This window comes from Gemmatimonas sp. (assembly GCF_044345575.1).
Classification (GTDB): Bacteria; Gemmatimonadota; Gemmatimonadetes; order Gemmatimonadales; family Gemmatimonadaceae; genus Gemmatimonas.
The window spans coordinates 1-22,083 of sequence record NZ_JBIJAW010000019.1 but is presented as its reverse complement, the minus strand read 5'-3'; the positions used below and the strand labels follow the sequence as shown (position 1 = coordinate 22,083).

Here is a 22,083-nt window from a genome sequence, read left to right as displayed (position 1 = left end):
AGGCCCCCCACAATGACCACGCTCAGCCCCGCGAAGATCCACCGCGACCCCGGACCGAGGTGCATGCCGAAGGCCGCCCCCGGGTTATAGGCGAGGGTGAAACGCACCACGTCGCCAATGATGTCGTGCGGCATGTGGCGGGGAACGAGATGCTCGACGGCCAGCGCCTTGGTTACGAAATCGAGCACAACCGTGATCGCGACGATCACCCAGAAGCGCACGGTGGAGGACGCGGCGGGCGTATCGAGCAGCTCCGCATCGGCGGCAACGGAGCGCGCGGCGGGCGGCCGGGTAGTAGACGGCATGGTCAAGGGGCGTAATCGGCCGTATCGGAGGGAGCGGCCGCCTGTGCGCGAGCCGCTTCGGCTAGTTCCCCCTCCCGACGTTCTTCGTTCCACAGCACCAACGCGAGCAGCATCGCACCGCCGCTCACGGCAATGTCGGCCACGTTGAACGTGGGCCAGCGATGAATGCCGAATCCGATGTCGATAAAGTCCACGACCCCGTACTCGGAGCGGATGCGATCGACGACATTCCCCACCGCACCCGCCGCGACCAGCCCGATAGCCAGCACGCGGCGGTAGTCACCGTCTTCGGTCTGCCGGTAGAGACGGCTCAGGATCACGAGTGCGCCGGCCGTGAGCCCCATGAAGATCCAGCGCGAGTACGGACCCAGGTGCAGCCCAAACGCCGCCCCCGGGTTGTACACGAGCGCGAAGCGAAGCCACTCACCGAACACCGGCTGCGGCGTCGCCGCGAGCGTCGCCTCGGCCACCAGCTTGCTGATCTGATCGAGTACGACGACGACGAGGAAGACGGGAAATGCGACGATCGCCTTCACGTCATCCCTTCTTCGCGTCTTCCTCGCGCTGCTTGCACGCGATGCAATACCGGGCGTTGGGGAGCGCGTCGAGCCGCTCGAACGCGATGTCCTCGCCGCACTGATGGCACTTGCCGAAGGTTTCCGGGGCCTTGTAGAGGCGCCGGAGGGCCTGATCGATGTGCCACAGGAATCGCCCTTCCTTGGAAGCGAACAAGAACGCCTTCTCGCGTTCCATGGCATCGGTTCCCTGATCGGCCATGTGGAAGGAGTACGCGCTGCTGTCCCCGTCTGCCGCTTCGCCGTTCGGGCCCAGGGTTTCACTGTGATGACCGAGCTCCTTCAGGACTCGCTTCCGCTCCTCGAGCAACCGCTTCTCGAAGTGCTGCAGCTGCTTTTTGGGCATCGGCTTCGGCTTCTTGGCGTCCTTCGCGGACGCGGGCTTCGATTCAGCCATCACAATTCTTCCCTGGTGAGCGCAAGCCGGAACGCACGTCCATCGACGTCGCCCGACTGCGTAGCGGTCCACATCGCGCCGTTGCCCTGATCGGCGAACGACACGCCCACTTCGTCGCCGAGCAGCAATCGGACGGCGAGCACCTCTTCGGCGATGCGGCTGCGGTGTGCAGCCACGGCGCCTTCCACCTCGGCATCGCCCGACACGGCGAGGACGATCCGATCACTGACTGCGAGCTGCGCTTCCTTGCGCAGGCGCTGGACGCGACTGATGACCTCGCGCGCCAGCCCTTCCAACCGGAGTTCCGGCGTGATGGTGGGGTCGAGTGCCACGCCATACCCACCATTTTCCTGAACAACCGCTGCACCGGAGGCGCGCCGGATGATGGCGACGTCTTCGGGGGCAATCAAGCGTTCGGCGCCGGCGGCCTGAATCGTGACACTCTGCCCAGCCGCTAACTGCTGCAGCACGGCGAGCTCGAGCGTGCCGATGACCTCGGCCACCTGCGGAGTCTCCTTGCCGAACTTCTTCCCCAGCGTTCGGAAATTCGCCTTGGCTTCGAGCGACACGAGCGAGTCGGTCGAAGTGACGAATTCCACCTGCTTCACGTTCAACTCCGACGCGAGCAGGTCGCCGAGGGTGGCCACGAGTGACGCGTCACCGGGCACGACGCACTGAATCGACGGGAGCGGCTGCCGTACCTTCACGTCGGCCACGTCACGCGCCGCATGGGCGAGGCCCGCGAGGGTGCGCACGTCGTCCATCGCCTTCTCGAGCGCGTCGTCCACCGGCGTGGGATTCGCGCGCGTGTACGACGCGAGATGCACCGACGTGCCCGTGAGGGCGCGGTGCACCGCATCGGTCATGAACGGCGCGAAGGGGGCCAGCAGCCGGCACGTGACGGTAAGCACTTCGTGGAGCGTGGCGAATGCCGCGCGATTGTCGGCGGTGTCCACCTCGTAGAATCGCGCGCGACTCTGCCGCACGTACCACTTGGAGACATCGTCATCCATGAACTGCATCACGCGACGGGCCGCCAATGTGGCGTCGTAGTTGTCGAGGTGCGCATTGACCTCGCGCTCCACCCGGGTGAGCCGCGAGAGAATCCACCGATCGAGCGCCGGCCGTTCACTCACCGCCGGATCGGCGGCGCTGGGCTGCCACCCGAAGTTGGCGTACTGCGCGAAGATGCCGTTGTACACGTTGCGGAACGTGAGCAGGAAACGCCCGGCCGTTTCGCGAATCGCGTTCTCGTCGAAACGGCGCGGCACCCACACCTGGCTCGACGCCACGAGGAAGAGACGCACGGCGTCGGCGCCGTGGCGCTCCATCACGTCCCACGGGTTGACCACATTGCCCTTCGACTTGGACATCTTCTGTCCCTGTGCGTCGAGCACGAGGTCGTTCACCACGACATTGCGATACGGCGCGGCGCGATCGTTGCCATTGTTCGGCAACGCGTCCCCCAGCGTGGTCGCGATCGCGATGAGCGAGTAGAACCAGCCACGCGTCTGGTCCACGCCTTCGCAGATGAAGTCGGCCGGAAACTGCGCGGCCACGACGTCCTGGTTCTCGAACGGGTAGTGCCACTGTGCGAAGGGCATCGAGCCCGAGTCGAACCAGGTGTCGATCACCTCGTTGACGCGACGCATGGTCCCCTTGCCGCTCGGCGCGGGCCACGTGTACTGGTCGATGTGCGGCTTGTGCGGATCGAAGTCCTCCGGCAGCGGCGTCCCAATACGCTGCGCGAGATCGGCGTAGCTCCCGATCACGTCCACTTCAGTGGGATCCTCATCGTTGATCCACACCGGGAGCGGCGTGCCCCAGTAGCGGTCACGCGAGATGGCCCAATCCACGTTGTTCGACAGCCACTCGCCGAAGCGCCCCGTGCCCACCTCGGTGGGATTCCAGTTCACCAGCGCGTTCCGCTGCAACAGCGCATCGCGCACTGCCGTGGTACGCACGAACCACGAGCCGCGCGCGTAGTACAACAACGGCGTGCCGCACCGCCAGCAGTGCGGATATGCGTGCACGAACTGGCTCGCCTTCCACAGCACGTCACGTTCACGCAGCACCTCGATGATGCGCGGGTCGGCCTTCTTCACGAAGAGCCCCGCCACCTCGGGGGTGCCCTCCACAAATTCGCCGCGCGCATTCACCGGCTGCACGAACGCCAGACCATGACGCTGACCGGCAGCATAGTCGTCGGCACCGAATGCCGGGGCCATGTGCACCACGCCCGAGCCGTCATCGGCCGAGACGAACTCCTCGGGCACGATAACCTCGTGCCGGCCCTCGGCAGGATACTCGACCCAGTCGAGTGGACGACGGTAGCGACGACCAGCGAGATCGCTGCCCTTCATCGTACCGACCACGTCCCAGCGGTCGGCCCAATCAGCGCCAAGCACCCCGGGTACCCGCGCCTCGGCCAGGATGATCGTCCACTCGGCACCGGACTTCTTGCGCAGTTCGGCGTAGGTGAGATCGGGGTGCACCGCCAGCGCCGTGTTGGACACGAGCGTCCACGGCGTGGTCGTCCACACGAGAATACGACGACGCATCGCCGGCGCATTGCCCTGTTCGTCGAGCAGGTCGAGCGCCACGTACACGCTCGGATCCTCGACATCATCGTAGCCCTGCGCCACTTCGTGGCTCGACAGCGCCGTGCCGCAGCGCGCGCAATACGGCAGGATCTTGTGGCCGCGCGTGAGCAGCCCCTTCTCGTGCATGGTGCGCAGCGCCCACCACACGCTCTCCACGAAATCGTGCGAGTACGTGACGTACGGGTTGTCGTAGTCGAGCCAGTACGCGGTGCGATGCGACAGCTTCTCCCACTCGCCGCGATACTTCCACACGCTTTCCCGGCAGCGACGATTGAACTCCGCGACGCCCACCTGCTCGATGAGCTGCTTACCGCCCAGCTTCGCGATCTCGCTGGGATCGACGCCCTGCCTTGCCGCTTCCTCGCGCTGCAGCTCCTTCTCGACCTCGATTTCGACCGGCAGGCCGTGCGTGTCCCACCCCGCCTTCCGCGGCACGTAGAACCCCTGCATGGCGCGGTGACGGCAGAAGAGATCCTTGATGGTGCGCGCGAAGACGTGATGAATACCCGGGCGTCCATTGGCCGTCGGCGGCCCTTCGAAGAACACGAAGGGCTTGGCGTTGGCGCGAGCCGCCTGCGACTGCTCGAACAGCTTCTCGGTATCCCACGTGGTGAGGATACCGCGCTCGAGATCGTCGGCGCTGGTTTCCGGAAGCAACGGGTACAGCACGGTGTCCTGCGTCATGGGCACGGAAGGAGGAGAACGAAGAAAATCAGAGACGCGCCAGCACGCCGCGCACGACCGCCGAGAGCTTGGGCTCGGCGCTTTGGGCCACCGCGATGATCTCGGAGAGATGCGCCGGCTTGAGGGCGTCAGGCAGGCACTGGTCCGTGATGATTGACAGCCCGAGCACGCGCATGCCGCCGTGGACCGCGACGATGACCTCCGGGACGGTGCTCATGCCCACCACGTCGGCGCCAAGATTGCGCAGAAAACGATACTCGGCGCGTGTTTCCAGATTGGGCCCCTGCACCGCCACGTACACGCCCTCACGCAGCGCAATGCCGGCGTCGGCGGCCACCGCGCGGGCGACCCCGCGCAGCGCCGCATCGTACGGCTCCGACATGTCCGGAAAGCGCGGACCGAGCGAGTCGTCATTCGGACCGATGAGCGGGTTGTCGCCGAGCAGATTGATATGGTCGGCGATGAGCATCAGATCGCCGGGCGCCCACAGCGGGTGCATCCCGCCGCACGCGTTACTCACGATGAGCGTGTCGGCGCCGAGCGCCCGCAACACGCGCACGGGGAACGTGACCTGCTGCAGCGAGTAGCCCTCGTAGCGGTGGAAACGCCCCTGCATGGCGATCACCGTCTTGCCGGCCAGGGTTCCACAGAGCAAGCGCCCGGTGTGCGACTCCACCGTCGAGAGCGGGAAGTGGGGCAGCTCGCGGTACTCGATCACCTGTTCGACGTCGATCTCGTCGGCGAGTCCACCGAGGCCGGTGCCGAGGATGATCGCGCAGTCGATCGGCTTGTCGTAGCGCGCCCGCACGGCGTGCGCACACGCATCGATGCGTTCGCGCGTGTGCCCCGCGTGTGCCAGATGCGACTCCCCCGCCGCGACAGCACCGTTCACTGCTGGCCCTCTTCGATGGCGTCGAGCCAGCTGGGCGTAGGCGCCATGTTGCGGTGCGGCAGCTGCCGAATCTCGCGCGCTACCGAGGGTTCCTGCGCCACCGCCGCCGAGGCGGCCCGAGGTGTGGTGAAGTCCGGGAGCGGTTCCTGCTCACTCGAATTCAGTTCGGCGAGCTGGCGCTCGAGCTGGTTGCGGAGCTGCGCGAGATAGGCCCGGCGCGTGCGCCACAGCCCTTGGAGCTCCTGCTGCGCACGGGTGATTTCGTCGCGCACCGCGGCAAGATGCCGCTCGGCATCCTGCTGCGCTTCACGTACGATGAGCTGCGCCTCGCGCTCGGCCTGTTCGCGAATCTCGCCGCGCAGCTGCTGCGCGCTCACCAGCGCTTCGTTGAGCGCCTTGTCGCGCTCGCGAAACGACTTCAACTGGTCGTGAAGGGTGCGCGCCTTGACCTCGAGTTCCTGATTGGCGCGGGCCAGGCGCTCAAGCTCCTCCGCCACCTGCTCACGGAACTGGTCGACACGCCCCCGATCGTAGCCGCGCAATGCGCTGCCGAAGTCGTAGCGGCGTGCATCGATGGCCGTGAGGTGGAACCCCTGGGGGGCCCCCTGGAAGTCTTCGTCGGTCATTCGCTGTTCCGGGTGCGTCAGGTGCGACTACCGAAGAGCACGGTGCCGAGGCGCACATGCGTGGCTCCTTCTTCCACGGCGATTTCATAATCGCCGGACATCCCCATGCTGAGCCATTCGGCCGCATGACCGCCCGCGCGCAGCATGTCGCGGGCGCTGCGAGCGCCCGTGAACACGTGCCGCAACTCCGTTTCGTCGGCTTCGAACGGGGCCATGGTCATGGCCCCGCGTACGCGCAGCGAGGGCATCGACTGCAGACGGTCGGCGAAGGCCGGGACCTCGAGCAGCGGGAGCCCGCTCTTGCTGGACTCGCCACTCACGTTCACCTGCACGAGGACGTCGAGGGTTTGCCCCGCCTTGACCGCCTCGTCGTGCAGGGCCACCGCCAGCCGCTCACTGTCGAGTCCGTGCACCAGATCGAAGCGCAATGCATGCCGAGCCTTGTTGCGCTGAAGGTGACCGATGAGGTGCCAACGCACGGGCGCCCTCACCACGGCCATCTTGCTTTCGGCTTCCTGCACGCGGTTCTCGCCCACATCGGTCACGCCCGCCTGCCACGCCGCTTCGACCGCTTCAGGGCCGTGCGTTTTGGTCACCGCCACGAGCGTGACCTCCTGACCATGTCCGCCGCGGTCGCGCGCCTCGGCGATGCGCGCGCGCACCTCCGTTACCGCTTCCTGCACGGCCTCCGGCCGCAGTGTCGCGACATGGTCGGAAATTGGCATAGCACATAAGGTTAGATACCGCTGCACCCCGACACAAGTAACGTATCGGTGAGGCCGCCCACCGCTGCGCACCGTAGCAGTTCCTGCGCCGTCTGCGCCGCCGGTTCCGCGAAGGGCGGCAGCGGCCGCAGCGCCCCCGGGGGCACCTGGTCGCGGCTCGCCCGCATGGCCCGCGTATCCAGCACGGTGGCCCCGGCCGCCACCGTGCTGTCGGGGGCGTACACCGCCCCTTGCAGGGCCCAGCCGATCGTGGGATCGAGGCGCTTCCGATCAGCCGCCGACAGGAGCGCACTCACGCGGAGCGACCGGCGTTGACGCGAGCTCTGCGCCATCACCGATGCGAGGGTGGCGTCGACGCCACCCCATGCTGCCACCCGCGCGCGCGGCAGCACGCCCGACCGCGCCAGACTCGCCCGATACCATTCGGCCCCCAACAGCGGAACGGTCACGATGGTGACGTCGGGGCGAACATCCTCGACCTGCTGCAGATACCACAGCGGGAAGGTGTCGTTGTCGCCGCCGGCGACCAGAACGCCACCGCCCGGCACCGCTTCGAGCAGTAAACGGGCGTACGTGCGGGGCAGCGTAACGACCGGTTCCAGCGTACGGTCGGTCACGGGCCGATTGGCCAGCACCGGGACGAGGGCCAGAGAGAAGGGGAGCAAGGCGACCGGCGCGGGCAGCCGACGAGCAAGCGCGGTGGCCACGGTGGTGAGCCCCGCCCCGGCCAGCAATCCCCACGTCCAGAACCCCAGCGCGAAAAAGTAATCGCGCTCACGGGCCTCGTGCGGCGCGTCTGCCGGAAGCACGCCCACCCCGAAACTCGGACCAGCCCGCAGGTTGAGCCAGAGGGCGATGCCCACGGTGGCACTCACCAGCAACACCAGCATCCCCCGCCCCACCCGCGCGTCGACGCGCCAGAGCCGCCGCAAACCAAGGACGCCCAGCCATGCCCACGAAAGGGACAGCAACGTGCGCCCGAGGGCCGGCTCCGGATGCGGGTGCACGCCGAGGGCCACCTGCCAGTCCGCCCATTCGAACAGGTTGCCGATCTGTAGCCAGAGCGGGGCGCGTCGCGGCCAGAGTCCTGCCACGGCATACTGCTCGCGGCGCAGCACCGCGACGAGCGAACGCAGCGTTTCCGGATCGCCGCTGTCGAGGGCCGGATTCCGGGCGGACAGCAGCGGAAGGACCGCCACTGCCGAGAGGCCGAGGGCGAACAACGCCGCCCACGCGGCGACCTGCCGCGCGCGTGGCCGCTCCCCGCGCCATGCGAGGGTGACCGCCGCGGGTACGGCCACGAGGACGGACAGATGCAGCGGCACGGCCAGGCCGGCCAAAAAGGCGACCAGCGCGCGCCCACGCTGCCGCTGCGCGGACGTGGCCTCGATGCGTCCGGCATACTCGCCCGCGAGCAGCACCGCGACGCTCGCCAGCATCGCCACGGCGTAGACTTCGGTCTCCGTGGCGTTGTTCCACACGCTGTACATGGTGCCGGCCATCACGGCGGCAACCACCGCGCCGCGGGCCCCGATCCAGCGGGCGAGCGCATATGCCGCGGCGCCCCCCGTGAGCGCCGCCGCCCAGACGGACAGCAGGGTCACCGCACGTGGTGGGGCAGCACTGCCGAACAGCTTTGCCGCCACGTTCGCAAGCAACACCCAGAGTGGCGTCCCCGGCGGATGCGGGATCCCCAGCGTATGCGCCGCCGTCATGAACTCGGCGGCGTCCCAGAACGTGAGATCGGGTGCCGCGGTGGCGAGATAGATGCCCAAAAGCACCATCGTCGCCACGACTGCGGCGACGATGGTATTGGGCAACGTGATTCGACCGGCTGGCCTCAACGAGCGGCCATTACGCGGGAACGACCTCGGGGCCACCGAGCAGCGGCGGCGTCACAGGGCGCGGGGCCGCGACCGGCGTGGCGATCGGTGCGGGCGGCGACGGGAAGTCCGGGCCGCTCCGCGGCGGCAGCGGCTTGCCGTCCTTGAGCAGGATGATGTCGTCGCGCGTGAGCGTCTCACGCTCGAGCAGCATCGTGGCCACGGAATCGAGGAGTGTGCGGTGCTCGGTGAGTACCGATACCGCGCGCGCATGCGCTTCGAACGCCACGCGCTTTACCTCGGAATCCACGAGCTGGGCGGTCTGTTCGGACACTTCGCGACGCGACTGGATCTCGCGACCGAGGAACAGCTCCTGCTCGTTGTCTCCCACGAGGATGGGGCCGATGGTATCCGACAGCCCCCACTGCGTGACATAGCGACGCGCAATGCTCGTGGCCTGCTGGATGTCACTCGCGGCGCCCGTGGTCACGCGATTGTGACCGAACACGATTTCTTCGGCCGCGCGACCGCCGTAGGCCATCACGAGACGCGCTTCGAGCTGCTCACGCGTCACGGACACGCGATCGTCTTCGGGGAGCGTGAACGCAATGCCGAGGGCGCGGCCGCGCGGCACGATGGTGACCTTGTGGAGCGGATCGTTGCCCGGCACCATCATGGCGCACACGGCATGTCCCGCCTCGTGGAAGGCGGTGAGCCGACGCTCCTCCTCCTTCATCACGAGCGACTTCCGCTCGGCCCCCAGCATGACGCGATCCTTCGCTTCCTCGAGATCGCTCATGTAGATCTTCTCGTGATTCTTGCGGGCCGCGAGCAGCGCGCCTTCGTTCACAAGGTTGGCGAGATCGGCACCGGCCATCCCCGGGGTTCCGCGCGCGAGCGAGGTCACGCTCACGTCGTCGGCGATGGGCTTGTTGCGCAGGTGCACCTTGAGGATGCCCTCGCGGCCGCGAAGGTCGGGCGCGTCCACCACGATTTGGCGGTCGAAGCGGCCCGGGCGCAGGAGCGCCGGATCGAGTACGTCGGGACGGTTCGTCGCGGCGATGAGGATCACGCCGTCGTTCGACTCGAAGCCGTCCATTTCGACCAGAAGCTGATTGAGCGTCTGCTCGCGCTCATCGTGACCACCGCCGAGTCCGGCGCCGCGATGACGGCCCACGGCGTCGATTTCGTCGATGAAGATGATGCACGGCGCATGCGCCTTGCCCTGCTCGAACAGATCGCGCACGCGCGAGGCGCCGACGCCGACGAACATTTCGACGAAGTCGGAACCGGACATGCTGAAGAACGGACGGCCCGCCTCGCCGGCCACGGCCTTGGCGAGCAGCGTCTTGCCGGTACCCGGCGGGCCCACGAGGAGGGCGCCCTTGGGCAGACGGCCACCGAGCTTCGTGAACTTCTGCGGGTCCTTGAGGAACTCGATGATTTCCTGCAGCTCGACCTTAGCTTCATCGGCACCGGCCACGTCGGCGAACGTGATCTTCGGCGTGTCGCCACTGAGCAGCTTCGCTTTGCTCTTGCCGAACGAGAACGCCTTGTTGCCGCCGGCCTGCATCTGGCGGAACAGGAAGATCCAGAAGCCGATGAGCAGCAGGTACGGCAGCATGGTCACGAGGAGACTGCCGAAGTTGGCGCGCGGCTCCGTCGTGGCCGTCTTGACGCCGGCCTTGTAGAGGTCTTCCTGCTCCTTCGGGGCCGAGCCCTGCACCAGACGCACCGTAAAGCGCTTGGCCGGGCGGTTGGACACCCGGACTTCCTGGTTGAACTGGCCCGTGAGGACGTTTTCGGTGAACGTGGCCTGCTTGATGTTGCCGGCGGCCAGTTGCTGGCGGTAATCGGAATAGCCGATTTCCGGGGCGGCCGCTTCGCGGCCGTTACCGTACGAGAGGAACGCCACCGGGATGAGGAGCACGAGGATCCAGAACGAAACCGTCTTGGAGATCCGGCCCCAGTTGGTGGGCTTCTTCGGCGAGGGGGTCATGTTTGGTGCCATGGGATAACCGCCTTACTGCAGGCTGGCCACGTACGGGAGGTGCCGGAAATTCTCGGCGTGATCCAATCCGTACCCGACCAGGAATTCGTGCGGGGCATCGAACCCGATGAACCGCGTGGGATGGTGGAGCTCGGTCGCGATGTGCTTGTGCAGCAACGCGCAGATTTCCAGCGACTTGGGCTTCCGTTCACCGAGGAGTTCGACGAGCCGATTGAGGGTCCGCCCCGAATCCACGATGTCCTCGACGAGAAGAATGTGTTTGCCTTCCAATTCCGTTTCCGGATCGTACAGCAAACGCACCACGCCGCTCGATTCCATCGCATCACCGTACGACGACGCGACCAGGAAATCCACCTGCAACGGCCGGGCGATGTGTCGCACGAGGTCGCTCAGGAAGATGAAGCTGCCCTTGAGCAGCCCCAACACCAACAGATCTCCATCGGGATAGGCGGCCGTGATGGCGGCCCCGAGTTCACGCACCTTGGCATCGATCGTGGACGCGTCGTACACGATGCGCTTGACGGCACGCCCGTCCAGCCGCGGATCAACGGCCCCGCCCGTGATGGAACCCCCAGCTTGCTCAGTCAAACTCGCGCTCACACCGGTACCAGATCAGTTCCGGCCTACCGGGCCGGGACGGTGCCGCAAGACCGCGGCAGACTCCGGGGATCCACACCGGTTCGCCATGGGCCAGCAACACCGGCCACGACGGACGATCCAGTACGGGAACCCGCGACTCCGTAAAATACCGAGTTACCCGTCGCCCTGCTGGAGCCCCCTCGGTTCGAATGCGATCCCCGGGTTCCCACGCGCGGACAACGACCGGTGTACCGACCGGCAACCCGATGCACCAGGCATCGTTCGCCAACGGCTCGACACCAAGACGCCGAAAACGCCACCGCCCGAACCGCGACGGCAGCGCCTCAACCACGCCGTCGAACGACGGCGCCGGCGCACTGCTGACGCGCACCGCCCCTCCATCGACCGCCGAGGCCCGGCGCACCTCGAACACCTCGCCACGCGCATCCCGATGGCGGGAGATCGTGGCGCCGCCGGCAAGCACGATGTGCGCCCCGCGGCGGTCGGACATCGTAAACCGCACGGCGCTCCGTGTTCCGTTGGCATCGAGCGTGACCCCGACACGCCCGCAGATCGCAGGCCACAAGACCGCGCGCCCCTCATCGGTCGTGCGTTCGAGCACGCGCGCCGGCACCGTGAGCCGCGCCCCCGACGCGCTGATGGCGAGACCGCAGCCGTCCAGATACTGCTCCACGTCGCGCCGCCACTCCGCCGCGCGCTCGCCGATGGCGAGGAGCGCCTCGCTGAATCCGGGGGAGACCCGCTCGAACGCCGGGAGCAACTCATGGCGCACGCGGCCGCGCAGGTAGGCGCGCGAGGCATTCATGGGATCTTCGAGATAGGAGAGCTGCTCGCCCTCCACCCAGCGCGTCAGTTCAGCCCGCGACACCCCGAGCCAGGGACGCAGCACATCGCCCGGCGCGGCAAGCGCCGCCAGACCGCGTGCCCCGCTCCCGCGCAGCGCCCGCATCACGATCGTTTCCACCTGGTCGTCACGCGTGTGAGCCGTCGCGACCCGGGCGCGGAAGCCCCGCGCAACGCGCCGGAGGAACGCCCACCGGGCGTCGCGCCACGCCGCCTCGCTCGTGCCACCGGTCCGTGCCCGCTCTCGGACCACGGTGAGTCCCAGCCGCCGGGCCTGGGCCGCCACAAGACTGGCCGCTTCGGTGGCATAGTTGCCGGTGCCATGATCGAAGGTGGCGACCGCCGCCACGCGCGACGGCGCCCAGCGCGCCATGGCATGCAACAGCGCCATGGAATCGCGCCCGCCCGACACGGCGAGTACCAGGGGCTGCGAGGTGCCCTGCAGAGCGACCTCGAGCACGGCGCGCAGCAGATCGCCCGGGGCGATGTCGTCGGTGTGGAACTCGGAGTGCGGCCGATCCATTCCGCACAAAAGCGGGATGGGTACCACGTCGTCAACCGTTCCCCCCCGCCGACGCGTGATAAACGCGTCGGCGCCCACGGGGCGGGGACACCCCACTACCCTGCCCGCCCGAACTCGACTACTGTTGTCGTGTTCTGGCGTGCGCGCCACCACGCGTGCCCCGCCACATAACGTCACCGGAGACTCACAGTGGAATCACACGGCACCCTCGGCACTATCTGGGCATCGTTCGGGATGACTGCCTACTACATGGCACTCACCTGGATCAACATCCTGCTCGGCCTGTTCCTTTCGCCGCTCTTCGTGATCCCACTCACGTGGCTCAAGCAGAAGCAGGGCGGCTTCGAGTCGTAAGACTCCAACCCGCTTCATGCACGAAGGGCCCGCTCGTTCATCGAGCGGGCCCTTTTGTTTTTCGTAGCCGGTGTAAAGGAGAAAGGGGGAAACTGACATTTTCTCCCAATATCTGTTCCCCCTTTTCTCCCTTTCTCCCGCTTTCGCCCGTTCTTCCTTAGGCGACGCGCGGGACGCGCGCGAGGTCGGTCGCGGAGATCACCACCGCATCGCCGAGGGCGGTCTTGCGGCCGGTCAGGTCGGACAGATCACCCCCGTGGTACGCCTCTTCGCCATGTTCGGCGAGGTCGATGCCCTGCACCTCCACCTCGACCGGCACGCGTAGCGGCATCACGGCCTGCAGCGCGAACAGGATGAGCGTACTGGCAATGGCCGCAAAGGCGATGGTGGCCACGACGGCCAGCACCTGGACGCCGATGAGCCCCGGGTTGCCGTGCAGCAGCCCGTCGGCACCGGCCGGATTGACGCTCTTGGAAGCGAACACCCCGGTGAGCACCGCGCCCATGATGCCGGCCACGCCGTGGCAGGCGAACACGTCGAGCGTATCGTCGAGGCGCGTCTTCGGCCGGTAGTGCAGCGCGAAGAAGCTGAACGGCGCGGCGAGCGCCCCCATGAGGATGGCCGAGAGCGGGGTCACGAAGCCAGCGGCCGGGGTGATGGCCACGAGGCCCACCACGGCGCCGGTCGCGGCGCCGACCGCCGTGGCGCGCCCGCCCTTCACGAGTTCGAGCACGAGCCACGTGATCATGCCGGCTGCCGCCGCTGAATGCGTGGTGACCAGTGCATTCGCCGCGATCCCATCGGCCGCGAGCGCCGACCCAGCGTTGAATCCGAACCACCCGAACCAGAGCAGTCCCGCCCCAAGCAGCGCGAACGGCACGTTGTGCGGCACGTTGGGAATGCGCTTGAAGTCGCGGCGGGGGCCAAGGAACAGCGCCAGCACCACCGCCGTGGTACCGGCGGAAATGTGCACGACCGTCCCGCCAGCGAAGTCAAGCGCGCCCAGCTTGCGCAACCAGCCACCGTCACCCCACACCCAGTGTGCGAGGGGGTCGTAAATGATGGTGGTCCAGATCACGCCGAAGGCGAGATACGCGACGAAACGCATGCGATCGATGATGGCACCGGAAAACAGCGCCACGGTGATCCCCGCGAACATCGCCTGGAATGCCGCGAACAGCAGGTGCGGGAGCAGCGCCGAATACGTGGGGTTGGGCGCCGCGGTCACCCCCGCAAATCCGATCCATTCGAAGCCGCCGATCCACGACGATCCCGGGCCGAAGGCCAAGCTGTAGCCGAAGAGCACCCACTGCACGGTGACCACGCCCAGCGCCCCGAGGCTCATGAGCATGGTGTTGAGTGCGCTCTTCGTACGGACCAATCCGCCGTAGAAAAAGGCGAGCCCGGGCACCATGAGCAGCACGAGCGCAGTGCTGATGAGCACCCATGCGGTATCACCGGGGGAGACGGTCGGTGCGTCGGCCTGCGCGGCCGTGAGGGCCGGCAGAATGGCGAGCAACGGCATCAGGAGTTCTCCCGCGTCGGAACGCGCATTTCGAGCTGGGTCTGCCGCATGACTTCGTCGGCATTCACCGCCGTCAGCGCCTCGTTGTCGCGCTCACCCGTGCGGATGCGCACGGTACGGTCGAGCGGCAACACGAAAATCTTGCCGTCGCCCACGTCGCCCGTCCGGGCCCCGTCGCAAATGGCCTGAATGGTCCGCTCGACGAATTCCTCGGAGCAGGCCATCTCAATGCGCACCTTTTCATGGAATTCCAGCACCACGGACTCCCCGCGGTACTGCTGGACGACATCGCGCTCGCCCCCATGTCCACTGACCCGCGAGAGGGTCATGCCGGTAACGCCCACTTGAAAGAGGGCGCGCTTGACATCAGCGAGTTTTTCGGGCCGGATGACGGCGACGATGAGCTTCATGAGACTCCGAGTCCAGGACGACACCCTCTGACCGGGTGTATCGGAATTTTTGCCGTATCAGCACAAAACGCACAACAGTGCGACTTGTTCCACCGGACAGATCGACCCTTCGATCAGCAAACGGCGCTCCGTGCGCACGAAAGACAAAGCAGGCGAACCAAGAGCACGCACATGCGAACAAACACCGCAATCCGTCGTGTCTGGTGCCGAACGGGCCTGCCGCCGCGGTGGCGGCAGCCGCGACCGCGTCCGCGGGCGGTAGTAGAAACACAAAGGCGCGAAGCCCGTGAGCTTCGCGCCTCTCGCGCACCGCCATCACCGCCCCGCCGGCTATACCGCGGGCTCCGGTGCGGGCGCCCGCTCCCGACGCAGCAGGGCGACCAGATGCTCACGCGGCTGCAGGGCGTCGGCCAGCGTGTGCCGGTCGAGCACTGCCAGAAAGGCCGTCAGCGCCTCGTCGAGCACCCCCGCCAACTGGCACACCGGCGAGATGGGACAGGTGTTGTGCTCGGCATCGAAGCATTCCACCAAGGTGAGATTCTCCTCCGTCTCACGAACCAGCTTGCCCAAGCGAATCTCGTCCGCCGGCATGGCCAGGCGCACACCGCCGTTGCGACCACGCACCGTTTCGACATAGCCGAGCTCGGCCAGTCGCTGCACGATCTTCACGAGGTGCTCGTACGACATGTTCATCCGGCTCGCGATGACCTGGACCGTGATGCATTCGGTCGGTTCGAGCCCCAGCACCACGAGGCAACGAAGCGCATTGTCACTGAATCGTGTAAGTCGCATGTCGGTAATATGCAGGCTCAGCCATAGCGGCGCTCGTGAGACAATGCCTGAATAAAAATAGTATTTTACATACTTAGTATCCAGTACCTCACCGCGCGCGCCCACTCACCTTGAGCAGGCAGCGCGCCCAGGTCTACGACGCGGCGAGACTTTCGAACGAGCGCCCGCGCCACGCCTTCGGTCGGCGGGCCGTGCTGAGCGTCAGTCGCCAGGAGGCGGCAAGATCCGCCACCCATGAGAACCAGAAGGTGAGTCCGCGCTCGGCATAGCACCCCCGAAGCGCCCAGAGCATGAACAGGCGGATGAACAGCGCCGATCCGTTCACGAGCAACAGCGCTCGCCAGAGCATGGCGCTGGGAGATGCCACGAGATTCACTGCCCCCGTGGCGATGAGCGTCCCCACCACCAGCAGGATGGGGAGAGGCAACCCCTGCACGGCCCACACCAGGGCCACGTCGAGCCAGCGCCGCCACATCGGCGTGGCGTCCTTGAGGTCGAAGCTCCGCCCCCACTCGCGCCACATTTCCGAAAGGGAGGCGTACGAGCGCACCTGAATGATGTTCGAGCCATCGAGGAACCCCACACGCGCGCCATTCGCCGCCAGGTGACGGGCGAGCGTCACATCATCACACCACGAATTGCGCGCGCACGAATACCCCCCGTGCGTGAGCAGCAGATCACGACGGGCAATAAAGCACTGGCCATTGGCCAGCACCCGATCCGGCGGCGGCTGCGTGGCTCCGGCCGCGCCGCAGCGATACACGAGGGTGCACAGCATCGCGGGTTGCACGAACCGTTCAGCCGGGGTCTGATCGCGAAACTGCGGAGAGAAGCTGGCCACGTCGTAGCCATCCTGCTCCACCGCATCGATCACGGCCCCGACGAGGCCGGGCGCGGGCACGGTATCGGCATCGATGCCCAGGACCCACTCCCCCTTGGCGTGGCGCAGCCCATTCTCCAGCGCCCACACCTTCCCCACCCAGCCGGGTGGAAGCGGATCGTCGGTAACGAGACGAATGCGCGGATCACGTGCCGCGGCCGCCTCCACCAGCTCGCGCGTCCCGTCGGTGGAGCGACTGTCCACCACGAGCACCTCGAGCAGCGGCGCCTGCTGTTGCATGAGTCCTTCGAGACACGGCCCCACGCGCTGGGCTTCGTTGAGCGTGGTCACCATCACGGTCACCGTCGTGTCGTGACGCGGGGTACGCCGAGGCGCAATGGGCGGGCGGCGCGAGTACCCCGGCATGAGCCGGACCAGCAACACGAGGAGCAGCCACACCTGCAGGGCGAGCAGCACCAGCCCCACGAGACGTCCCGTGTCGGCAAAGAGCGCCGGCATCGTCATGCCGAGCCCAGCGCGCGCGACGCGCGGACCGGGACCGATGCCGAAGACATGACCAGATGTGCGGGGACCATCGCGTACCGGTAGAGGTGTCCGAACAACCCATGCGGCGCGAACCGCGCCATCTTAATAAAGCCGGAACCTGCCCCTTCCGGTTCCGGCGAAGGTGGCGAGTTGCTGCGACACGGGGTAGCCTCAACCCACGGTCGTTCCGCTCGTTCCCTCCTCACGCCCCCGTGTCGCGCGCCAATCCGTCGCCCGGTACCCAGCTGCTGACCAACTGGCACCGCCTGCGCTCACTACCCTTCGGCCCCCGCCTCTTCAGTTGGGCGGTCGGGCGCACCGCGCCCTATACCGGCACCGTGGGCGGGGTGTACACGCATGTCGAGCCCGGATATGCGCGCGTCGAGCTCGCCGACCGCCGTGGGGTGCGCAACCACCTCGCCTCCATTCACGCCGTGGCACTCGTGAACCTCGCCGAGATGACCAGTGGCGTGGCGCTCATGACGGCCCTCCCGCCCGGCGTGCGCGGGATTGTGACCGGGCTGTCCATCGAGTATCGCAAGAAGGCGCGCGGCCGGCTCGCGTGTGAGACGCGGGCGCCGATCCCCGACGCGGTCGCGAACGGGCTGACCGAGAGCCTCACGCACAACGTGCACGCCACCATCACCGACGCCAGCGGAGACACCGTGGCCGTCGCCACCGTTCACTGGCGCCTCTCGCCCCCCACGCCATGACGATCGACACGGCGCTCACGCGCCACGCCCACATACGCGTCCCGCTCATCTGCGGCCCCATGTATCCGTGCAGCAATCCGGAACTGGTGGCCGCCGTGAGCAAGGCGGGCGGACTCGGCATCGTGCAACCGATCGCGCTCACGTATGTGCACAAGTACGATTTCCGCGAAGGGCTCCGGCACATCAACGCGCTGAGCGGCGGCGCGCCCATCGGCTTCAACGCGCTGATCGAGGCGTCGAGCAAGACGTACCACAACCGCATGGTACGCTGGGTGGAGACGGCGCTCGAGGAAGGCGTCCGGTTCTTTCTCACCTCGCTCGGCAATCCCCGCTGGGTATGCGACCGCGTACATGCCGCCGGCGGCGTGGTGTACCATGACGTCACCGAGCGGAAGTGGGCGCTCAAGGGTCGCGACGGTGGCGTCGACGGTTTGGTGGCGGTGAACCGCGACGCGGGCGGGCACACCGGATCACGCGACGCCCGCGCGCTCCTGGATGAGGTGGCCGATCTGCAGCTCCCCGTCGTGGCAGCGGGCGGCGTGGGTGAGCCGTCGCAATTCCGCACGCTACTCGACATGGGCTATGCCGGCGTGCAGCTGGGCACGCGATTCATCGCCACCCACGAATGCAACTCCGATCTCCGCTACAAGCAGGCGATCGTGCGGGCGTCGGCGGCCGACGTGGTACTCACCGAGCGGCTCACCGGTGTCCCGGTTTCGGTGCTTCGCACCCCGTACGTGGAGCGGCTTGGGACCACCGTGGGGCCGCTGTCGCGTCTCTTGTTCAAGGGGCGCAAGACGAAGCACTGGATCCGCACCTGGTACGCGCTGCGCTCGCTGCGCCAGCTCAAGCGATCAAGCGTCGACGGCGCCAACAGTGACTACTGGCAGGCCGGTCGCAGCGTCGACGCCATTCACGACATCCGCTCGGCGGCCGATATCGTCGACGAATTCGCCGCCGCCCTCGACACCGCGTCCGGTCCCGCACCCACGCGCGGCTGACCGGCGCGCGTCTTTCATTTTCCCACGACTCCTGTTTCGCATGTTCACGCCACGTACGAGCGGAGCTCTTGCCGCAGCCCTCGTCCTGCTGTCGTCCGCTGCGGGCGCTCAGCCGATCAGCACCAAGGGGTTGCAGGCGCCGGTGACCCTCACGCGGGACAGCGCGGGCATCGTCCACATCGAAGCGCAGAACGAGCATGATCTGTTTTTTGCGCAGGGCTACAGCGCGGCACGCGATCGGCTGTTCCAGTTGGAGCTGTGGCGCCGGCAGGCCACGGGCACGATGGCCGAGGCGCTGGGGCCGCGCTGGGTGGCACGTGACCGGGCGGCGCGTCTCATGCGCTATCGCGGCGACATGGACGTGGAACTCGCGCACTACCATCCGCGGGGCAAGGCGATCATCGGCGCGTTCGTCGACGGGGTGAACGCGTGGGTGGACCGGGTGCGCGCCGATCGCTCGCTGATGCCCCCGGATCTTGCCGCCCTCGGCATCGAACCGGGGCACTGGACGCCCGAGGTGGTGGTATCGCGCCACAATGCACTCGCGAACAATGCGAGTGCGGAGCCCAACGTCGCCCGCGCCGTGCGGATTCTGGGGTCGGAGGGGATGAAGCGGCGCGACCTGTACGAACCGGGCAATGTGACGCTGGCGCTCGACAGTGTCGTGGCGCGCGCGATGAATGCCGTTGGTGATGCCCAACTGCTGGCGGACTTGCGCGGGTCGAAGAACGCCCCCGCGTTTCGCGCCGACGAACTCGCCGCAGCCTGGCGCAAGCCGCAGCCGCGCGCTGCGGATTCCACCGAGGTGGCGCCGCGCGACCGCCTGGAGAGCAACAACTGGGTGATCAGCGGGGCACGCACCGCGAGCGGCAAGCCGCTCGTCGCCAACGATCCACACCGTGCGATTTCGGTGCCGTCGCTCCGCTATCTCGTACACCTGAAAGCACCGGGGTGGGACGTGATCGGCGGTGGGGAGCCCGGTATTCCCGGTGTGGCCATCGGCCACAACCAGCATGCCGCGTGGGGGCTCACGATCTTCGGCATCGACAGCGAAGACCTGTACGTGTACGACCTCGATGCGTCGAACCGTACGTATCGCTATCGTGGCGCGCAGGAGGCGCTCCGTACCCTTCGCGATACCGTGCGCGTGAAGAATGGCGTGCCGGTTGTGGTGACCCTCCAGTACACGCGTCACGGCCCCGTGCTGCACGTGGACTCCGTGCGGCACGTGGCGGTGGCCCTTCGCGCTGGTTGGCTCGAGCCAGGTGGCGCCCCGTATCTGGCCAGCCTGCGGCTCGATCAGGCCCGCACGTGGCCCGAAGCGCGCGAAGCGCTCACCTACGCCCGCATGCCTACCCTCAACTGGGTATGGGGTGACACGAGCGGCACCATCGGCTGGCAGACGGCTGGTATCGCCCCGATTCGGCGCAACTGGGAGGGGCTCATGCCCGTGCCAGGCGACGGGCGGTTCGAGTGGGATGGCTACCTGCCCATCGCGCAGTTGCCCAACGAGACCAACCCGACACGCGGCTTCATCGGCACGGCCAACGCGTTCAACGTCGCGCGCGATTACGACCACTTCGAGGCGCTGGCGCGTGACTGGGGTGATGGATTCCGTCGCGACCGGCTGCAGCAGGTGCTCGACACCACGCGTCGGGCGACGGTGACGAGTTCGGGCGCGCTGCAACACGATGCCCTGTCGCTGCCCGCGCGCCGGCTCGTGCCGCTGCTGGCGTCGGTCGACGTCACCAGTGCGGCCGCGAAGGCCGCACGCGATACCGTGCTGGCGTGGAACCGCGTGCTCGATGTCGACTCGCGCGGCGCCGCGATTTACGCCGCGTGGGAACGTCGCCTGCTGTCGCACACGTCGGATCTGGTGCTGCCGCTCGAGGTACGCCCGATCGTCGGCTCCGTGCCGCTCACCCGTGTTGTCGAGTGGCTCGAAAAACCGGACTCGCTGCTGGGCGAACGGCCCGCGGATGCGCGCAACCTCGTGCTCGTCCGCGCCTTCAACGAAGCATTGAGCGATCTGCGCAAGCGGTTCGGTGACGATATGAGCGAGTGGAAGTATGGTGACGCCCGCTTCCATCACAGCCGCATCGCCCATCCCCTCGACGCGCTGGTGAACGATTCGCTCAAGCGCGTCCTGTCACCCGGCCCGGCTCCACGCGGCGGGTACGGCAATACGCTGCTCGCCACGTCCAACGCGGACAATCAGAATCACGGGGCGAGCCTGCGCGTAGTGATCGATGTGTCCGACTGGGAGAGCGCCATCGTCACGAACACGCCAGGCCAGAGCGGTGACCCGCGCAGTGCGTTCTACGCGAACCTCTTCCCGCTCTGGGCCAAGAATACCTTCGTGCCGTTGCCGTACTCGCCGGCGGCGATCGCCAAGCGAACGGCCGAAGTCGTCGTACTCCGTCCCTGACCCTCCCACCACTCACTCCCAGGAGAACTCGCGCATGCTCTCGCTCACTCTTCCCGTTATCATCGCCGCGGCTTCGCTTGCTGCGGACCCGGCGCCGCGTCCGATCACGTTCGCACAGCAGGACATGTCGTTCTTCATCACCAGCGTCGGTTCCGGTGACGGCGCCAACCTCGGTGGGCTGGAAGGCGCCGACCGGCATTGCGCGATGCTCGCCGAAGCGGCCGGCGTGCGCGGCAAGACGTGGCACGCGTATCTCAGTCAGCAGGCCGTGGGTGGCAAGCAGGCGATCAACGCACGTGACCGCATCGGCAAGGGTCCGTGGAAGAACGCCAAGGGCGTGGTAGTCGCCACGAGTGTGGACGATCTCCACAGCGATGCCAACAAGCTCTCGAAGGACAACAGCCTCACCGAGAAGGGCGCGGTGGTGAACGGCCGCGGGGACACGCCCAACATGCACGACGTGCTCACGGGGTCCACGCTCGACGGCCGCGTGCAGCCCGGTGATGGCGACAGTACGTGCAGCAACTGGACGAGCAACGGCGAAACCGGCAGCGCGTCGGTCGGCCATCATGACCGGCAGGGTGGCGGGACCAACCCGACAAGCTGGAACTTCGCCCACGCGTCGCGCGGCTGCGGGCAGAAGAATCTGCAGGCGACGGGGGGGAACGGGTTGTACTACTGCTTTGCGATGTAACTGCGGGACGGCGTACTGCGGGACGGCGTACTGCGGGACGGCTTACTGCGGACCTGCTTACTGCGGACCTGCTTACTGCGGTCTACCTGCAGACGGCAGACGGCAGGAACTACAGCACGCAGTGTGGGAGGGATTCGGTAGAACAAAACGGGCGCCACCGCTTCGCGGGGCGCCCGATTTCCTTTGCGGTAGG

The 22,083-nt window shown here is 67.2% G+C and carries 19 protein-coding genes; 4 read left to right on the top strand and 15 right to left on the bottom strand.

Translation table 11 applies throughout. The features are described 5' to 3' along the window. The 15 genes from ACIQ6O_RS02605 to ACIQ6O_RS02535 all read right to left on the bottom strand — a co-directional run. On the bottom strand, nt 1-305 hold a 305-nt coding region (locus ACIQ6O_RS02605; protein ID WP_396206210.1), incomplete at its 3' end, for a signal peptidase II. Nucleotides 306-307: 2 nt separating this feature from the next. Further along, nucleotides 308-841 (bottom strand): signal peptidase II, encoded by a 534-nt coding sequence (lspA, locus tag ACIQ6O_RS02600; RefSeq protein WP_396206209.1) that lies wholly within the window; start codon nt 839-841, stop codon nt 308-310. Between the two features lies 1 nt (nt 842). Beyond that, nucleotides 843-1,277 carry a TraR/DksA family transcriptional regulator gene (locus tag ACIQ6O_RS02595; RefSeq protein ID WP_396206208.1) on the bottom strand — a complete coding sequence of 145 codons (435 nt, stop codon included), beginning with the start codon at nt 1,275-1,277 and terminating at the stop codon, nt 843-845. Next, nucleotides 1,277-4,564 carry an isoleucine--tRNA ligase gene (gene ileS, locus ACIQ6O_RS02590; RefSeq protein WP_396206207.1) on the bottom strand — a complete coding sequence of 1,096 codons (3,288 nt, stop codon included), beginning with the start codon at nt 4,562-4,564 and terminating at the stop codon, nt 1,277-1,279. The genes ACIQ6O_RS02595 and ileS overlap by 1 nt, the downstream gene beginning before the upstream one ends. Nucleotides 4,565-4,592: 28 nt before the next feature. Further along, the gene (locus tag ACIQ6O_RS02585; RefSeq protein WP_396206206.1) at nt 4,593-5,456 is read right to left on the bottom strand and encodes a purine-nucleoside phosphorylase; all 864 of its coding nucleotides are present in this window, start codon (nt 5,454-5,456) and stop codon (nt 4,593-4,595) included. Further along, nucleotides 5,453-6,082, bottom strand: coding sequence for a DivIVA domain-containing protein (locus ACIQ6O_RS02580; protein WP_396206205.1), 630 nt, complete (start codon nt 6,080-6,082; stop codon nt 5,453-5,455). Before ACIQ6O_RS02580 ends, ACIQ6O_RS02585 begins: the two co-directional genes overlap by 4 nt. 17 nt (nt 6,083-6,099) lie before the next feature. Further along, on the bottom strand, nt 6,100-6,807 hold the full coding sequence (locus ACIQ6O_RS02575) for a YggS family pyridoxal phosphate-dependent enzyme (RefSeq protein WP_396206204.1): 708 nt from the start codon (nt 6,805-6,807) through the stop codon (nt 6,100-6,102). Between the two features lie 11 nt (nt 6,808-6,818). Continuing rightward, entirely contained in the window at nt 6,819-8,627 is a 1,809-nt protein-coding gene (locus ACIQ6O_RS02570) for a protein O-mannosyl-transferase family (RefSeq protein WP_396206203.1), read from the bottom strand. 34 nt (nt 8,628-8,661) lie between these two features. Continuing rightward, nucleotides 8,662-10,629, bottom strand: coding sequence for an ATP-dependent zinc metalloprotease FtsH (gene ftsH / locus ACIQ6O_RS02565; RefSeq protein ID WP_396206202.1), 1,968 nt, complete (start codon nt 10,627-10,629; stop codon nt 8,662-8,664). Nucleotides 10,630-10,653: 24 nt separating this feature from the next. Continuing rightward, a complete protein-coding gene (gene hpt, locus ACIQ6O_RS02560) occupies nt 10,654-11,229 on the bottom strand; it encodes a hypoxanthine phosphoribosyltransferase (protein ID WP_396206201.1) in 576 nt (191 codons plus the stop codon). Next, nucleotides 11,222-12,607, bottom strand: a complete 1,386-nt coding sequence (gene tilS / locus ACIQ6O_RS02555; protein ID WP_396206200.1) for a tRNA lysidine(34) synthetase TilS — start codon at nt 12,605-12,607, stop codon at nt 11,222-11,224. The genes hpt and tilS overlap by 8 nt, the downstream gene beginning before the upstream one ends. Before the next feature lie 511 nt (nt 12,608-13,118). Continuing rightward, the gene (locus tag ACIQ6O_RS02550; RefSeq protein ID WP_396206199.1) at nt 13,119-14,486 is read right to left on the bottom strand and encodes an ammonium transporter; all 1,368 of its coding nucleotides are present in this window, start codon (nt 14,484-14,486) and stop codon (nt 13,119-13,121) included. Beyond that, the gene (locus tag ACIQ6O_RS02545) at nt 14,486-14,896 is read right to left on the bottom strand and encodes a P-II family nitrogen regulator (RefSeq protein WP_396206198.1); all 411 of its coding nucleotides are present in this window, start codon (nt 14,894-14,896) and stop codon (nt 14,486-14,488) included. Before ACIQ6O_RS02545 ends, ACIQ6O_RS02550 begins: the two co-directional genes overlap by 1 nt. 330 nt (nt 14,897-15,226) lie before the next feature. After that, nucleotides 15,227-15,688 (bottom strand): RrF2 family transcriptional regulator, encoded by a 462-nt coding sequence (locus ACIQ6O_RS02540; protein WP_396206197.1) that lies wholly within the window; start codon nt 15,686-15,688, stop codon nt 15,227-15,229. A 133-nt stretch (nt 15,689-15,821) separates the two neighbouring features. Continuing rightward, nucleotides 15,822-17,033, bottom strand: coding sequence for a glycosyltransferase (locus ACIQ6O_RS02535; RefSeq protein WP_396206196.1), 1,212 nt, complete (start codon nt 17,031-17,033; stop codon nt 15,822-15,824). Nucleotides 17,034-17,266: 233 nt separating this feature from the next. Between ACIQ6O_RS02535 and ACIQ6O_RS02530 the strand changes: the two genes are divergently transcribed. From ACIQ6O_RS02530 to ACIQ6O_RS02515, 4 genes are read left to right on the top strand one after another with little or no spacing between them, the layout of a single operon-like run. Next, nucleotides 17,267-17,767, top strand: coding sequence for a hotdog fold domain-containing protein (locus ACIQ6O_RS02530; protein ID WP_396206195.1), 501 nt, complete (start codon nt 17,267-17,269; stop codon nt 17,765-17,767). Beyond that, nucleotides 17,764-18,768, top strand: a complete 1,005-nt coding sequence (locus ACIQ6O_RS02525) for an NAD(P)H-dependent flavin oxidoreductase (RefSeq protein ID WP_396206194.1) — start codon at nt 17,764-17,766, stop codon at nt 18,766-18,768. The genes ACIQ6O_RS02530 and ACIQ6O_RS02525 overlap by 4 nt, the downstream gene beginning before the upstream one ends. A 40-nt stretch (nt 18,769-18,808) precedes the next feature. Next, entirely contained in the window at nt 18,809-21,196 is a 2,388-nt protein-coding gene (locus ACIQ6O_RS02520; RefSeq protein WP_396206193.1) for a penicillin acylase family protein, read from the top strand. Between the two features lie 34 nt (nt 21,197-21,230). Further along, nucleotides 21,231-21,890: a hypothetical protein gene (locus ACIQ6O_RS02515; protein WP_396206192.1), complete on the top strand. Its 660-nt coding sequence runs from the start codon at nt 21,231-21,233 to the stop codon at nt 21,888-21,890. Nucleotides 21,891-22,083: the final 193 nt, after the last annotated feature.

Coding starts and splice junctions, on each gene's coding strand:
- ACIQ6O_RS02595 (WP_396206208.1), bottom strand. CDS start 1,277: ATGGCTGAATCGAAGCCCGCGTCCGCGAAGGACGCCAAGAAGCCGAAG.
- ileS (WP_396206207.1), bottom strand. CDS start 4,564: ATGACGCAGGACACCGTGCTGTACCCGTTGCTTCCGGAAACCAGCGCC.
- ACIQ6O_RS02580 (WP_396206205.1), bottom strand. CDS start 6,082: ATGACCGACGAAGACTTCCAGGGGGCCCCCCAGGGGTTCCACCTCACG.
- ACIQ6O_RS02575 (WP_396206204.1), bottom strand. CDS start 6,807: ATGCCAATTTCCGACCATGTCGCGACACTGCGGCCGGAGGCCGTGCAG.
- ftsH (WP_396206202.1), bottom strand. CDS start 10,629: ATGACCCCCTCGCCGAAGAAGCCCACCAACTGGGGCCGGATCTCCAAG.
- tilS (WP_396206200.1), bottom strand. CDS start 12,607: ATGGATCGGCCGCACTCCGAGTTCCACACCGACGACATCGCCCCGGGC.
- ACIQ6O_RS02550 (WP_396206199.1), bottom strand. CDS start 14,486: ATGCCGTTGCTCGCCATTCTGCCGGCCCTCACGGCCGCGCAGGCCGAC.
- ACIQ6O_RS02545 (WP_396206198.1), bottom strand. CDS start 14,896: ATGAAGCTCATCGTCGCCGTCATCCGGCCCGAAAAACTCGCTGATGTC.
- ACIQ6O_RS02540 (WP_396206197.1), bottom strand. CDS start 15,688: ATGCGACTTACACGATTCAGTGACAATGCGCTTCGTTGCCTCGTGGTG.
- ACIQ6O_RS02535 (WP_396206196.1), bottom strand. CDS start 17,033: ATGACGATGCCGGCGCTCTTTGCCGACACGGGACGTCTCGTGGGGCTG.
- ACIQ6O_RS02525 (WP_396206194.1), top strand. CDS start 17,764: ATGACGATCGACACGGCGCTCACGCGCCACGCCCACATACGCGTCCCG.
- ACIQ6O_RS02520 (WP_396206193.1), top strand. CDS start 18,809: ATGTTCACGCCACGTACGAGCGGAGCTCTTGCCGCAGCCCTCGTCCTG.
- ACIQ6O_RS02515 (WP_396206192.1), top strand. CDS start 21,231: ATGCTCTCGCTCACTCTTCCCGTTATCATCGCCGCGGCTTCGCTTGCT.